12 protein-coding genes are annotated in these 14,163 nt (G+C 41.7%); all 12 read right to left on the bottom strand.

All coding sequences use genetic code 11. From position 1 onward, the window contains the following. Positions 1-7 precede the first annotated feature (7 nt). Positions 8-664, bottom strand: a complete 657-nt coding sequence (locus MKY20_RS05805) for a 3-oxoacid CoA-transferase subunit B (RefSeq protein ID WP_217026270.1) — start codon at positions 662-664, stop codon at positions 8-10. Beyond that, a complete protein-coding gene (locus MKY20_RS05800) occupies positions 651-1,337 on the bottom strand; it encodes a CoA transferase subunit A (protein WP_217026269.1) in 687 nt (228 codons plus the stop codon). Before MKY20_RS05800 ends, MKY20_RS05805 begins: the two co-directional genes overlap by 14 nt. Further along, a complete protein-coding gene (locus MKY20_RS05795; RefSeq protein WP_217026268.1) occupies positions 1,312-2,730 on the bottom strand; it encodes a CoA-binding protein in 1,419 nt (472 codons plus the stop codon). The genes MKY20_RS05800 and MKY20_RS05795 overlap by 26 nt, the downstream gene beginning before the upstream one ends. After that, the gene (locus MKY20_RS05790) at positions 2,727-4,766 is read right to left on the bottom strand and encodes a sigma 54-interacting transcriptional regulator (protein ID WP_217026267.1); all 2,040 of its coding nucleotides are present in this window, start codon (positions 4,764-4,766) and stop codon (positions 2,727-2,729) included. Before MKY20_RS05790 ends, MKY20_RS05795 begins: the two co-directional genes overlap by 4 nt. Before the next feature lie 308 nt (positions 4,767-5,074). Then, positions 5,075-6,295 carry an iron-containing alcohol dehydrogenase family protein gene (locus MKY20_RS05785; protein WP_251174233.1) on the bottom strand — a complete coding sequence of 407 codons (1,221 nt, stop codon included), beginning with the start codon at positions 6,293-6,295 and terminating at the stop codon, positions 5,075-5,077. Between the two features lie 62 nt (positions 6,296-6,357). Beyond that, a complete protein-coding gene (locus MKY20_RS05780; RefSeq protein WP_201306495.1) occupies positions 6,358-7,266 on the bottom strand; it encodes a fumarylacetoacetate hydrolase family protein in 909 nt (302 codons plus the stop codon). A 13-nt stretch (positions 7,267-7,279) separates the two neighbouring features. Beyond that, a complete protein-coding gene (locus tag MKY20_RS05775; RefSeq protein ID WP_159863093.1) occupies positions 7,280-8,236 on the bottom strand; it encodes a 3-hydroxyacyl-CoA dehydrogenase family protein in 957 nt (318 codons plus the stop codon). A gap of 127 nt (positions 8,237-8,363) precedes the next feature. Further along, positions 8,364-9,452, bottom strand: a complete 1,089-nt coding sequence (locus MKY20_RS05770; RefSeq protein WP_251174236.1) for a tartrate dehydrogenase — start codon at positions 9,450-9,452, stop codon at positions 8,364-8,366. A 38-nt stretch (positions 9,453-9,490) separates the two neighbouring features. After that, positions 9,491-10,918, bottom strand: a complete 1,428-nt coding sequence (locus tag MKY20_RS05765) for an aldehyde dehydrogenase family protein (RefSeq protein ID WP_251174237.1) — start codon at positions 10,916-10,918, stop codon at positions 9,491-9,493. A 22-nt stretch (positions 10,919-10,940) separates the two neighbouring features. Then, on the bottom strand, positions 10,941-11,906 hold the full coding sequence (locus tag MKY20_RS05760; RefSeq protein WP_159863096.1) for a transketolase family protein: 966 nt from the start codon (positions 11,904-11,906) through the stop codon (positions 10,941-10,943). Beyond that, complete coding sequence (locus MKY20_RS05755) at positions 11,903-12,760, bottom strand: transketolase (protein ID WP_159863097.1); 858 nt, start codon at positions 12,758-12,760, stop codon at positions 11,903-11,905. Before MKY20_RS05755 ends, MKY20_RS05760 begins: the two co-directional genes overlap by 4 nt. A 128-nt stretch (positions 12,761-12,888) precedes the next feature. Next, the gene (locus tag MKY20_RS05750; protein ID WP_251174238.1) at positions 12,889-14,163 is read right to left on the bottom strand and encodes a TRAP transporter large permease; all 1,275 of its coding nucleotides are present in this window, start codon (positions 14,161-14,163) and stop codon (positions 12,889-12,891) included.

Here is a 14,163-nt window from a genome sequence, read left to right as displayed (position 1 = left end):
TTCCCCCTTAGTTTGTTTCCATTTTGGTTTTTTCCAGCACATGAAATTCAGCATCTGTCATCTCCCGCAACGCTTCGATCGAAACATCGGAGAGCCTTTCTATGAGGTACATTTTTCCTTCAAGAAACTTAAATACAGCATGTTCGGTGACAATCATATCTGCTTTTCTTGTACCGCTGCTTGGAAAGGATAATTTTTTCACAATTTTCGGACTACCGTCTTTAGACAAGTGCATGGAAGCAATAATCATCCGCCTGGCTCCCGCAACTAAATCCATGGCCCCTCCCACTCCAAGAATGGTTTTTCCGGGCACTGCCCAATTGGCGACTTCTCCTGTTTCATCGACCTGCAAAGCCCCCAGTACAGCTGTATCGATATGTCCTCCGCGAATCATCAGGAAAGAATCCGAACTATCAAAGAGGGATGCCCCTGCGTCCATGGAAACAGGCTTCTTGCTGGCGCTGATCAAATCCATATCAATATCGTCATCAGACGGGGTAGGACCCATCCCGAGAAGACCGTTCTCTGATTGAAGGTAAACCCTTTTGTCATCAAGGTAATCCGGAATAATGGTTGGAATGCCTACTCCCAGATTGACAATTTCTCCTTCATTCAACTCCTGTGCTACCCTTTTGGCGATTTTAATTCTGTCAGATAGACTCAACGTATCTCCCTCCTTTTTTTACATATTGATTGATGACGACATAATCTACGTATAAGTGAGGCGTTACCACTTCTTCCGGTGCAAATGATCCAGCTTCCACAATCTCATCCACTTCAGCTATGACCACCTTCGCAGCCGTTGCCATAACCGGATTGAAGTTCCTCGCTGTTTTGTCATAAATCAGATTTCCCAGTGTATCAGCCTTAAGTGCTTTAATAATGGCTACATCCCCTTTGATTGCTTTTTCAAAAATGTAGGATTCGCCATCGATCACTTTCTCTTCCTTCCCTTCAGCAAGCTTGGTCCCGGCACCTGTCTTCGTATAGAAGCCGCCTATTCCTGCCCCGCCGCACCGGATGGCTTCTGCCAATGTGCCCTGAGGAATTAATTCAATCTCCAGTTCACCTTTTGACCAAGCCTTAACGGCATCTCGATTAGTGGTAAAATAAGAACCTTTCGCTTTTTTCAGCTTCCCTGCCACCAGCAGTTTTCCGAGCCCCTTCCCTTCCTCACCTAAATTGTTGCTGATGACTGTAAGGTTTTCTTTATCGGATTTCACCAGCTCATCAATTAAAGTAAGCGGTGTTCCCGATAGGCCGAATCCTCCTACAAGCAATGTGTCGCCGCTTTTAATGAACTGCAGTGCATCAGCAGGATTTAATTGTTTTTTCATTATGTTCCTCCTCTTGTCTCTGGGTTTCCGAGTAATTTATATAAGCAGACAATGATTTGATGGCTGTATTTTCATGAAAGAAGTAAGGTTTCTTTGTTTCCTTTAATATGTCAATGGCCAGCTCCCCCTGGTATCCCTGCGACATGAAAATCGGAATAAAAATACTATCTCCTTCCTCCATCAGCTTTTTCATTTGTTCCGAAAGAATTTCATTTTGATAGTCTACCTGGAAAGGGAAAGGAACAATGATATTATCAAAGTCACCCGATTTATGAAGCACCTCCAGACAGGTTGTCAATTTTGACAGATCATCGTATACAATGGTGGTCAAATCTATAGGATTCATGAATGACTTCTCTATACCTGTAATCGTTTTCATTTTCTGCTGAAGTTCTGATGACAGGGGCTGAAGCGGAATCCCGTACTTATCGCATAAATCCGCCAGATAAATGGAAGTAGCCCCTGCCCAGGAAAAGATAGCCGTACGCTTTCCTGCTGCCTTTTGGTATGTATCAAACAGCCATGAAAGAGCAACCACTTCATCAATGCTTTCGGCTTTTACCAGTCCTGGGTGATTGACCATATCCCAGGGAATGGAGTAATCATTGTTTCTTCCAAGGTGATATTTAACGGCAATTCTTGAAATCTCCGAATGGCCGATTGGCAGCAGGATCACCGGCTTCTGTTTGATATAGGCCTGGTGCAGCAGCCGGAAAAAACGCTCCTCCTCAGAAATAGATTCAATGATTAATAGAATGGTTTCTGTTGATGGGTCACTAATTAAAAATTCAAAGCAGTCATTAATCGTGATATCCATCTCATTTCCAGGTGACAGCCAATAGGAAAAACCGAGGCCTTTTTCATTGGCATCAAGTACAGCCCGGCCTAAACTTCCTCCATGACTGATCAATCCAACAGATCCCTTATGAAAATTCTTAGGTTCAAAACGGGGTGAAAAAGAGATTCCCCAGTTTCCTATAAAATGATAAAATCCGGGTGAGTTTGGCCCATAAACCGCCGTTTCTGTACCTTTAACAATTTCCTTCAGCTCTTCTTCCCTGTAAATTCCATCCGGCCCGCTTTCAGAAAAGCCGGAGCTGATGATGATGACACTCTTCACTTGTTTTTTTACACATTCTCTTAGGATGTCAGGGGTATGTTTGAAAGGAACAATTACACATGCCAAATCGACTTCTTCACTGATCTCCAGCACACTCGGATAGCAGTGAATTCCTGAAATGGTGTCATGGTTTGGGTTTACAAGATAAATCTCCCCGGAAAACTTTGATTTTTGAAGATTGACCATGACACGTCCCGCATTTTGATGGAACCTTTCCGAAGCTCCTATTATGGCAATGCTTTTAGGGGAAACAAGCGTCTGCAATGATCTCATGATTTTAATAATCCCCCTTCTAATTTTTTTACCTTTCGAACAATGGTAGAAGGATTCACTTCCAGCACACGGGCAATGCCCCGATAGGATTTCTCTGACTGTGACGCCTTATAGATCAGCTCTCTTTCAAGCAGATCTACAGCTTCTTTTAGCGGTAATAACTGATTTACGACAATGGCTTGATCCTGACTCATTCCTTGGTTATCGCCTTTGCTAAATAAAGAAAGAACCTCCTGCTCCCCCACTTCGGGATTCGAAGCTGTTACGTATATTCTTTCAATCATATTGACGAGTTCCCTTACATTCCCTGGCCACTGATAATTAGTCAGAACCTGTATGGCTTTCTTGGTGAATTTGAGATGTTTGTGGTATTTTGCTGCAAACATCCTTGCATACGCATCAATTAGGATTGGAATATCTTCGACCCTTCTTCTTAATGGCGGAATTGCTATGGGGATAACATTCAGCCTGTAAAATAAGTCCTCCCGAAAACTTCCTTCCACAACCAATTCTTTAAGATCCCTGTTGGTAGCTGCTATTACCCGCACATCAATCTTTGTCGTTTTGGATGATCCTACCCTGTTAATCTCCATTTCCTGCAATACCCGCAGCAGCTTGACCTGCAGGTGGTTTGGGATTTCCCCAATCTCGTCCAGAAAGATGGTTCCATTATCTGCTTGTTCAAATAAACCGGCTTTTCCCTTTTTTAAGGCACCTGTAAAGGCACCGCCTTCGTATCCAAAAAGCTCAGACTCCATCAGTGATTCAGGAATAGCCCCACAATTCACCTTAATAAATGGCCCTTCCGACCTCGGACTCGACTGCTGGATCAGCTTGGCGATTTCCTCTTTCCCCACTCCCGATTCACCTGATAATAGAACCGTTACATCCACCTTTGCCACCTGCTGAACGGTCTCAAGCAGCCTTTCCATTTCAGGTGATTTGGCTATGAACGTCTCTGATCTCTCGGAAAGATGCATATGCTCCAATATTGACTTTGTTTTTGCCAGCTCACTTCTGAGCGCATCGAATTCAGTCATGTCCTTCACATTGATAACAACTCTATCAATTTGATTGCTGCTGTTCTTAATGGGATTTGCCGTTATAATTAATGAATTTTTATTGTCTTTGCTTGTTTCCATGATGTTATGCGATCTGCCCTTAGCTTCTACCTGCCGGGCGATATCTTTTATGTAGTCAGGACTCTCATTTCTTACATCAAAAAGCTGCCTGAAGCTCTGGTTGCATTTAATAATGGCTCCTTCCCCATCGGTAATGCAGATTCCGTCTGTAGAGTTATCCAGTATCGTTTCCTGTTCTTTCAAGAGCTGCTTGACGGATTCAAGCTCACTCGAGACAAATTCGATTTCTGAAATATCCTGAAAGACACCAACCGCTCCCACAAGAGTTTTGCCATCATAGAGCGGTGTTCGATGGGTTAAATATTTTCTTTTTCCTACCCGGTATTTTTCTGTATGTCCCTTACCTGTACGGATAACATTCAATAACCCGCTTGGAGTGACAACATCTGTCAAAAACTTACCAAGGGCTTTCTCCTTAGTTGTCATAGCCATCTTTTCTGCCGGAGGATTCATTGAGGTAATCCTTCCTTCCAAATCGATGGATAGAATCCCATTATGTGCCGAATTAAAAATAGCATCCATGCGGCTGAGCTCCACCTGAGAAGTTCTGGCATAGGCCGCCAGATACTGTTCTTTTGTCAGGAAGCCTGTGATCTGCCTGCTTTTATTAAGGATTGGCCAGATTTCCTGATCATTGAGCTTTATATTGTTTAATTCATCCATTTCGTTAAGGAAACAAAAGTCAGTCTGGTAAATTTCTGATAGTACCTTATGTTGATTTAACAAACCTTCTAATAGATTATGCTCTGTAAAACATCCCGCTAACTCATCTCTAACGTTATAGACCAGCCCGCCTTTCATATGGGATTCAAGTAAGGTTTTTGCAGCTCTATCGATGTAATCGTTTTCAAAAAATTTAATAGAAGTACGAGTCATCGCGTCTTTTACTAACAATTTTCCCGCTCCCTCTGAGTGATTCACTCATAAATTATTAATGCAAGAAGTATGCCAACATTAGAAAATTAATAAAATGCTGATATTTCTCACATTTTGTAATATTTAAACTATATAGCCAGTAAAAAAATGTTGCAATACCGCAACAGGTGTTGCGGAAACGCATTAAAGGTTGAATAAAACAAGTTTGCAAAAGGGAACAGCACCTATTCATCCTGTTTATCCTTTTAATTTCGTTGCGTTTTTGCAACATAATATGATAGATATAAACAAAATAAGACACCTTTTAATAAAGGTGCCTCTTATGACTAGACTGTTTCACTTACGAATTCCAGTTCAGTCTTTATTAAAGCCATCGGCAATACTTTTTTATAAATTTGACGAATATCTTCTTTATCTGCTTTCCGAGGATTATTTGGAATCGTGCCTAAATCATTCATTGCATCTTTAGTTAAGCGATCTACCATTTCATCAGTAAAATCTAGCTTTAGATAACTAAAATCCTCTGGAATATCCAGAGCTTTATTAAACTCTTTAAGTAATGGAGCAAGTTGCCTTGCAGCATTTCTATCATTCTCGAATGTCAGCGACGGTTCAAAAATCCTTGCAATATTGGCATACTTTTCATAGTTGGCTATTAAGTTATGTTCTATAATGTGCGGCAGCAATATGGCATTCGCAAGTCCATGAGGTACCTGATATAAAGCCGACATAGGGTGCGAGCAAGAATGGACTAGTGCTACGCCCGCTATTCCAAAGGATATACCTGCCATTGTGCTGGCCAGGTGTATTTGTGCCCTGGCTTCAAGATTATCCGGGTGCGCATAGCTTGCCGGCAAATTTTCCTTAATCATTTTGATTGCTTCAAAGGCTAATCCATCTGTAATCGGGTTTGATTTCAGTGATGTATAAGACTCAATGGCATGCACTAAAGCATCCACTCCAGTAGCAGAAACGACATGCCGCGGAAGAGAAGTGGTTAAACTTGGATCGATAAAGGCCGCCTTTGGTGCAAGCATAGGGGAAGCGATTACATATTTTCTGCCCGCCTCATTATCAGTGATCACCGAGACCGGAGTCACCTCCGAACCGGTTCCAACCGTAGTAGGAATAGCAATGAGTAAAGGAATAGCTTGGTGAAGGGGCTTTTGACCCCGGCGATAATCCAGTATGTGTCCTTCATGAGCAACTATCACACTAACAGCTTTTGCGAAGTCCATGGGGCTTCCTCCCCCTATGGCAAGGATCATTTCGCAGGATTCCTGTTTATATATCTGTGCTCCCTTCATAACAGTCTGAGCATGGGGATTCGGCTCGACTTCAGCAAACACTACTGTATCAATGCCGTTCTTATTTAATAATGAGGTAGTTGCATCTATTATTCCTGTATTAAGAAGTCCTGGGTCAGTGGCAACAAAGACCTTTGCTTTTTGAAGGCTCCGTATTGTATCTGGAAGCTTATGTTTAACACTATTAATGCCATAGATAATTTCTGTTGGTATGGAAAAATCAAAATTTTGCTGACTCAAATACATCTAATTCTCCTCTCTTTCTCCAAATCTAGTTTAGTCCGAAAAAAAAAGCTGTTTCATTACATAATCTCATTGGTGAGTTTACCCAAACCGGTAATTTCAAGTTCCACTATGTCCCCAGGCTGAAGCCAATTTTGAATATCCGTTCCTAATTCCAGGATACAGCCCGTACTAACAGTACCTGAACCAATGATATCTCCAGGATATAGGGTAGCCTCCGAGGACGCCCGCTCAATCATTCGTCCAAATGAATGATGAATATGTTTGAAGTTTCCCTTAGACAGCTGCTTTCCATTAACTCTAGCTGTCATTTCCAGGTTTAATCTATCTCCATCGCGGAATTCTTCCAATTCATCCTTTGTCACAATATACGGTCCAATCGATGTAGCAAAGTCCTTGCCTTTGGCTGGTCCTAATCCCGCCTTCATTTCCCTCATTTGCAGATCACGTGCAGACCAGTCATTCAAAATGGTGTACCCTGCTATATAATCATCAGCTTGTTCAGCTCTTATATTTCTGCCTTCTCTGCCTATGATACAAGCAATTTCCAATTCATAATCCAGTTCACTGCATTGGGCCGGGCGCTGAATTTTCTGATTCGGCCCTGTAATGGCATGGTGATTCGTAAAGTAAAACACCGGAATCTCATACCATTCTGGCACAACATTTTCCCCTTTTTTGGCTGCTATAGTCGCGATATGGCCTTCAAATGCCATAAAATCCCGCACACTTCTAGGGTTCGGCAAAGGCGCTAAAAGTTTAATATCGTCCAGTTTGTACGTACCCAAATGATCAAGGTCAGCAATATGGCTAGCGAGTTTATAGTTTTCTTCAAACCGTTCCAGAAAACCAAGTATTGAGCCAGGCAGTTTACCCCCGCTTGCCTTTTCCATATCAAAAACTTGTTCTTTCTCTATCCACCCTGATTTAATTGTCCCGTCCTTGTCTTTAAAGGTTATTAGTTTCAAGAAATTCACCCTTTCATTTAATATGATTTATATAGTATTGAGAGGCATTTAGCTGATGAAGGAGCTTCCTATTAAACTGTTTTTTAATTTCCGCTTCTTCATCTTTTCGATATTTAAAAAAACCTTCGCCGGATTTTAACCCCAGCTTTCCTACAGATGTTTTCTCTCTTAGCAGAGGACTGGAGAATTGCCTATTCTCCATATCTTTCAGCAAATTATCACCTACCGTGCACCATATATCCAATCCGCCCATATCAGCAATCATTAATTGCCCTGTTGTGGCGTATCGAAATGCCGGGCCAAACATTAAAGCTTTTTCAATATCCTCGGGAGATGCAGCTTGCTGCTCCATCAGTGAAAATACCTCTCTTGCCACACTCTGCTGAATCCGATTTGCCACCAGACCAGGAATATTTTTTAATACTTCTATACATTGTTTGCCGATGGACATATGCAAACTTTTCACATCTTCATACACATCTTTATGGATATTTCCAAAATTTGAAATTTCCACAAGAGGCATAATATGCGCAGGGTTATACCAATGAGTTATCAGGATTCTTTTTTTTCTCATTTCACTTACCTTTACCATCATGCTCTCCAAATCCAAGCTTGAAGTGTTGCTTGCTAAAATGGTCTTTGGAGGGCAATAGTCATCTAATTTTTTTAAAAGATCTTGTTTTAATTCCAGATTCTCAGGGACGGCTTCCACCACAAATTCTCTATCTGCTACTGTTTCTTTTAAGCTGGTATAGAAATGGATACTCTTGAGCGTATTGATTTTATTTTGGATATCTATATTTCCTACTTCCTGCAATAAGTCCAGCTGCCTTTGAATCTCATCTTTAGCCTTTTCAACACTTTTCCAATCCGGGTCATATATATTTACATTAAGGCCATAGATCGCAAAGTTAAGGGCAATACTGTGGCCCATTGTTCCTGCTCCAATAACAGCTATTTTTTTAATCATCGGCAAGTCTCCTTTTTCAGATATGATAACTGCCTTCAATTTGCACCTTTTTTACTTGCGAATGTGCAATAGGAAAAACAGCGCTCCAGGAAAAAGCGCTGTTTTCTCTATAGTTCCAAAATGGCTGTTATATGGATGACTGGACTTTTGCCATTTCAGTTAGGATTTCAGCTACACGCGCACCAACTTCTGAAGTGGAAGCAGATCCGCCGAGATCTGGAGTAAGAACCCTTTTCTCTTCCAAAGTTTTTTCGATGCAGCTGAGCAGATTTTCTCCTATATCGTTAAAGCCGAGAAAATCAAAAAGCTGGCTGGCTGACCAAATTGCAGCCAGCGGGTTGGCTATCTCTTTCCCTGCGATATCCGGTGCTGAACCATGAATTGGCTCAAACATTGACGGGAATATTTTTTCAGGATTAATATTGGCTCCGGCCGCCAGCCCCATGCCTCCTCCTAGCGCTGCACCCAAATCTGTTAATATATCTCCAAATAAATTGGAGGTTACAACAACCTCGAACCTTGCGGGATCTTTAATCATGTACATAGCTGCTGCATCAACAAGATAGGAATAGGTCTGAACTTGGGGATATTCCTTGCTCACCTGCTCAAACACTTGATCCCAAAATACCATGGAATAATTAAGTGCATTTCCCTTACTAATGCTGGTCAGTGTTTTCCCTGCTTTGGATGCTGTTTCAAAAGCATAACGGATGATGCGCTCAGTACCTTTCCGTGAAAAGACCCCTGTCTGTAAAACGACTTCTTCGGGTTTGCCTTTAAAAAGCCAATCCCCGGCCCCTGCATACTCACCTTCACTATTCTCACGAATGAATAGCATATCGATGTTTTCTTTATTTCCGCCATTAATGGGACAGGGTGCCCCATTTAATAGTGTGATGGGTCGAATATTTACATACTGGTCAAATTCCTTCCTGATTTTCAAGAGCAGATCCCAAAGGGAGATATGGTCTGGCACCCCTGGATAACCGACGGCTCCCAAGTAGATTGCATCAAAAGACTTTAACTGTTCAATCCCGTCTTCATCCATCATCTTTCCATTCTTTAAATAAAATTCACATCCCCAAGGAAAATACGTAAATTCGAACTGCAAATGACCATCCAGCTCTGCTGCCTTTTTCATAATCTTGACGCCTTCATCTATTACTTCCGGTCCAATGCCGTCACCTGGGATAACGGCTATCTTAAATGTCTCCACTCTTATCAGCTCTTTCTATTTTTATATGAACCTATTTATCATTCTTCAAGATTTACAACGACCGTCACAGTTTCTACGAGTTCTTGTATGGCATAAGCCGGACCTTCCTTGCCATTTCCGCTTTCTTTCACGCCTCCATAAGGCATTTGATCAGTCCTGAAGCAGCATGTATCATTAATAACAACACCGCCTACTTCAAGCATGTAAGGAATTTTATAAGATAAACTCAGATCTGAAGTATATATTCCGGCCTGCAGGCCATACTTCGAGTCATTCACAAGCTCAATTGCTTCTTCGATTGTTTCGTAATCTGAGACGGTAACGACAGGAGCGAACACCTCTTCATCCGAAACTTTCATCCCTTTTCTCACATTTGTAATTACGGTTGGGTAAAAAATACTGCCTTCTCGTTTTCCCCCGGTTAAAATGACTGCTCCATCCTCTTCAGCTTCCTTGACCCATTGCTCAATGCGTTCAGCTTCCTTCACATTGATCATTGGGCCAACATTCGTATTCGGGTCCAAAGGATCTCCCACCTTAAGATAGGAAACCTCCTGCAAAAACTTTTCTAGGAACCTCTCTTTAACAGATTTCTGAACAAAAATTCTCTGAACTGAGATGCATATTTGCCCGGCATGTGCAAATGACATTTTTGCAAGCTTGGCAGCAGCTTTATGAATATCCGCATCACTATGAACGATAGTGGCAGAGTTGGAGCCCAGCTCTAAGGTGGCTTTTCTTAATCCAATTGTTTTCTGAATATGTTTGCCTACTCCAGGTGAACCTGTGAATGTATAATGCGCAATCCTTTCATCATTCAGGAGCTGTTCACCGACTGTACCCCCGCTTCCTACTACACATTGCAGGTATCCTCTCGGAACTCCCGCTTTCTCGAGCAGTTCACATAGTTTTATAGCAATCGTTGCTGTATCAGATGCCGGCTTAAGAATAACTGGATTTCCCGCTGCCAAGGCCGGAGCAACTTTATGTGCAACAAGATTTAGAGGGAAGTTAAACGGGGTAATTGCTGCTACAACTCCCACAGGCTTTTTTATTGTATAAAGGAATCTTCCCTGCACGTTATAATTTGGGATAATTTCTCCTACGAGCTTTTTTGTTTCATCAGCAGCAATTTGGAATGTCGATGCTGAGCGATTCACTTCTGCTCTTGCATCAGTGATAGGCTTCCCGCCTTCCTTGGCAATAATTTGAGCGAATTCTTCGGCATGACTCAGCAGCAGCTCTGCTGCACGCATTAAAACCCTATAGCGGTAATCCGGGATAAATGTTGTATTTTTATGTGCGTATTCAGCAGCTGCAATTGCTTGATCCACCAGCTTTTCATCAGCAATGCCAATCTCTGAAAAGAGCTCTCCGGTGTATTTGTTATATACTTTGTGTGTATTTTCCGATTGAATCCATTTTCCATCAATAAATAGCTTTTCATTTAAAATACTTGTCTGCATATTTACCTCTCCAATCCTATGGTTAAATTAAAGAATTTTTCTTCGTCAATGCCTCTTTGACTCTTTTGACAATATGGCCAGATGAAATTTCGTACTTTTCCAGCAAGTCATCATTTTTAGCTGACTCTGAATTTAGATCTTTTACACCTACACGAAGCATAGGAACTGGCTTCTCTTCTACTAAAACTTCTGCCACTGCACTTCCAAGACCGCCGTAAATGCTATGCTCCTCTGCTGTAACAATAACTCCTGTATTTTCTGCAGCTTGAACAATTGCTTCTTTATCAAGCGGCTTAATGGTAGGCATATGAATCACTGCAGCAGAGATTCCATCAGCTTCTAATTGTTCTGCCGCGGCTAAAGACCTGCTGGTTTGTGTTCCTGTAGAAATGATGGTAATATCCGTTCCTTCTTTTAAATGCACCGCTTTGCCGAATTCAAAGTGGTAATCTTCATTAAAAATGATTGGATAAGGGTCACGGGCAAGGCGCATATATAATGGCCCTTCGTATTTATGTGCAAACTCCATCATTTTTTCCACTTCTGTACTGTCTGCAGGTGCGAGAACAACCATATTGGCAAGTGACCTGAAAATTGCGATATCCTCCAGCGATTGATGCGTTTTTCCCGTTACCCCTGTCAGCAAACCGCTATAGGCTCCAATCATTTTCACGTCTAATTTCGGCTGAGCAATTTGTACTTGAATTTGATCAATGGCACGTTTAGACAGAAATGCAGCAAAGGTAGCCGCCCAGGGCTGCAAGCCAGTTGCAGCCAGTCCTGCAGCCACACTCATCATATTCTGTTCAGCGATGCCCATTTGCAGAAATCTAGCAGGATTCCCTTTTGCAACAGCATCTATTTTGGTTGAGTTAGCCAAATCTCCATCAATCGCATATACCTTATCGGACTCCAGAGATAATTTGAGCAGTGTTTCTCCAAAAACGTCCCTCATTGAAACTTGATCTTTAGAAAGTAAGCTTTTCATTTTTGAACCCCCATTTCCAGTTCTTCTGATGCGCTGCTTAACTCTTCATCTGTCGGAATTCTTGAATGCCATAAATAATCTCCTTCCATAAATGAAACACCCTTGCCTTTAACCGTGTTTGCGATAATCATAACCGGTTTTCCTGTTACCTCTCTGGCATGACTTAAAGCTTCACTAATCTCCTGATGGTTATGGCCATCTATCTCAATGACATGCCAGCCAAAAGCTTCCCAGCGCTGTTTTGGCTTATTTATCGGAGTTGCTCTTGAAGCTCCTTCACCTTGCCATCCAAACTGCTGAAGCTTGTTAAAGTCGAGAATAACCACCAGATTATCCAATTTATATTTAGAAGCAATATCTGCAGCCTCCCAAACCTGGCCTTCCTGTGACTCACCATCACCAATCATGCAATATGTGCGGAATTTTTTATTCTGAAGCTTTGCACCCAGGGCCATTCCGACAGCTGCAGAAATCCCTTGGCCAAGCGAGCCTGTTGACATGTCCAGACCTGGAAGGGTATTCATATCCGGATGAGCCTGCAAACGGGAATTTAATGAATCAAACGTTTGCAATTCCTCTGTCGGAAAATATCCTCTAAGTGCTAAAACTGCATAGAGCCCAATTGCTGAATGCCCCTTTGATAGTACAAATCGATCTCTCTGTACATCTGTAGGGTTATCTGGATTTACATTCATTTCATTAAAATACAAATTTACGAGGACATCAGAAGCAGACATTGGACCTCCTATATGTCCTGCTCCTGCATGATGAACCGTCTGAATAATTAGTTGTCTTGCTTTAGATGACTTCTCAATTAAATAACTTAATTTTTCTTCGTTTAATGGGATACTCATTTAAATCCTCCTTAGGCTTTGTTCTATTAATCTAGTTAAGCGCTTTACCAAATGTTGAAAAAGGAACAAGATAAGGAAACTTATCTTGTTATAAAGAACTTAGAATTTTGCTCGTAGCTCGTATTTTCCTATTTTAATAACGAAGGCAGCCAGGTAGAAAGCGGCGGAAAAAATGAAATAACGAGCACATCGATAATCAAGATGAAAATTAATGGGATTACCGCTTTTCCAATTCTTACAATTGAAAGTTTTGTAAGCTGGGATACAACAAACAAATCAATCCCTACAGGCGGAGTTACCAATCCAATCGCTAAATTACAAACCATGATTACTCCAAAATGAACGGGATCTATTCCCAAATTGACTGCAGTACCCAATAACAGAGGAACAAAAATAAGGATTGCAGCTCCCCCTTCTAAGAACATGCCTGCTACAAACAAAATGATGTTTACAATAATAAGGAAAATATATTTATTTGTAACTACATCTGATATTGAGCTGTATATCATTCCTGGAACACCGTTCATCTCGATGAAAAAGCCAAACAAGCCGGCAGTTCCAATTACTATCATGATGATTGAGCTGCTAATGGCTGATTTCTTTAAGGTATCAGCAAGCTGCTGAATAGTAATATCCCGATAAATAAAGAAACCGACAACAAAAGAGTAAACAACTGCAATAACTGATGCTTCTGTCGGAGTAAATACACCTGAATAGATGCCTCCCAGCACAATAATAGGCATTAGAAGTGCAAGGAACGATTTCTTAAACGACACGAGGACATCAGGGAAGCTCTTCTTCTCCTCCCCAACATAGCCTCGGCGGTTTGCGATGATATATGCACTGATCAAAAGCGAAAAAGTAATTAATAAGCCCGGGAGGATGCCCGCAATAAAAAGGTCCCCTATAGAAACTTCCGCCGCGACACCATATAATATCATGGCAATACTTGGCGGAATGATAATCCCTAAAGCACCTGCCACCGCCTGATTGGCCGCAGCATACTCAATTTTGTAACCTCTTGCCACCATAGCCGGGATGAGAATAGAACCAATCGCCGCTGTTGTGGCGGCACCTGATCCTGAAATAGCTGCAAAAAACATTGATGTAACGATCGCTACCATAGCTAATCCGCCAGTAAAGTGACCCACCAGAGCACTTGCGAAATTAACCAGTCTCTTCGACATGCTTCCAGCGCCCATCAAATTTCCGGCAAGAATAAAAAACGGGATAGCCATTAATGGAAACGAGTTCATGGAAACAAATATTCTCTGCGGAATTATTTCCAATGGCAAAGTATCATGCATCCAAACCCCTAATGCCGTAGATAACCCCAAAGAGAAAGCGATCGGCACACTTAGAAAGATAAAGATGAATAGAGATATAAAGAAAACAGGCAGCAT

Source organism: Cytobacillus sp. FSL W8-0315 (assembly GCF_038002905.1).
GTDB classification, from domain to species: domain Bacteria; phylum Bacillota; class Bacilli; order Bacillales; family Cytobacillaceae; genus Cytobacillus; species Cytobacillus pseudoceanisediminis.
This window is presented reverse-complemented; position numbering and strand designations above follow the sequence as displayed.

What these genes read in the sequence shown, in the direction of transcription:
- MKY20_RS05800 (WP_217026269.1), bottom strand. Translation starts at nt 1,337, where the DNA reads ATGAAAAAACAATTAAATCCTGCTGATGCACTGCAGTTCATTAAAAGC.
- MKY20_RS05795 (WP_217026268.1), bottom strand. Translation starts at nt 2,730, where the DNA reads ATGAGATCATTGCAGACGCTTGTTTCCCCTAAAAGCATTGCCATAATA.
- MKY20_RS05775 (WP_159863093.1), bottom strand. Translation starts at nt 8,236, where the DNA reads ATGATTAAAAAAATAGCTGTTATTGGAGCAGGAACAATGGGCCACAGT.
- MKY20_RS05765 (WP_251174237.1), bottom strand. Translation starts at nt 10,918, where the DNA reads ATGCAGACAAGTATTTTAAATGAAAAGCTATTTATTGATGGAAAATGG.
- MKY20_RS05760 (WP_159863096.1), bottom strand. Translation starts at nt 11,906, where the DNA reads ATGAAAAGCTTACTTTCTAAAGATCAAGTTTCAATGAGGGACGTTTTT.
- MKY20_RS05755 (WP_159863097.1), bottom strand. Translation starts at nt 12,760, where the DNA reads ATGAGTATCCCATTAAACGAAGAAAAATTAAGTTATTTAATTGAGAAG.
- MKY20_RS05750 (WP_251174238.1), bottom strand. Translation starts at nt 14,163, where the DNA reads ATGCTGCCTGTTTTCTTTATATCTCTATTCATCTTTATCTTTCTAAGT.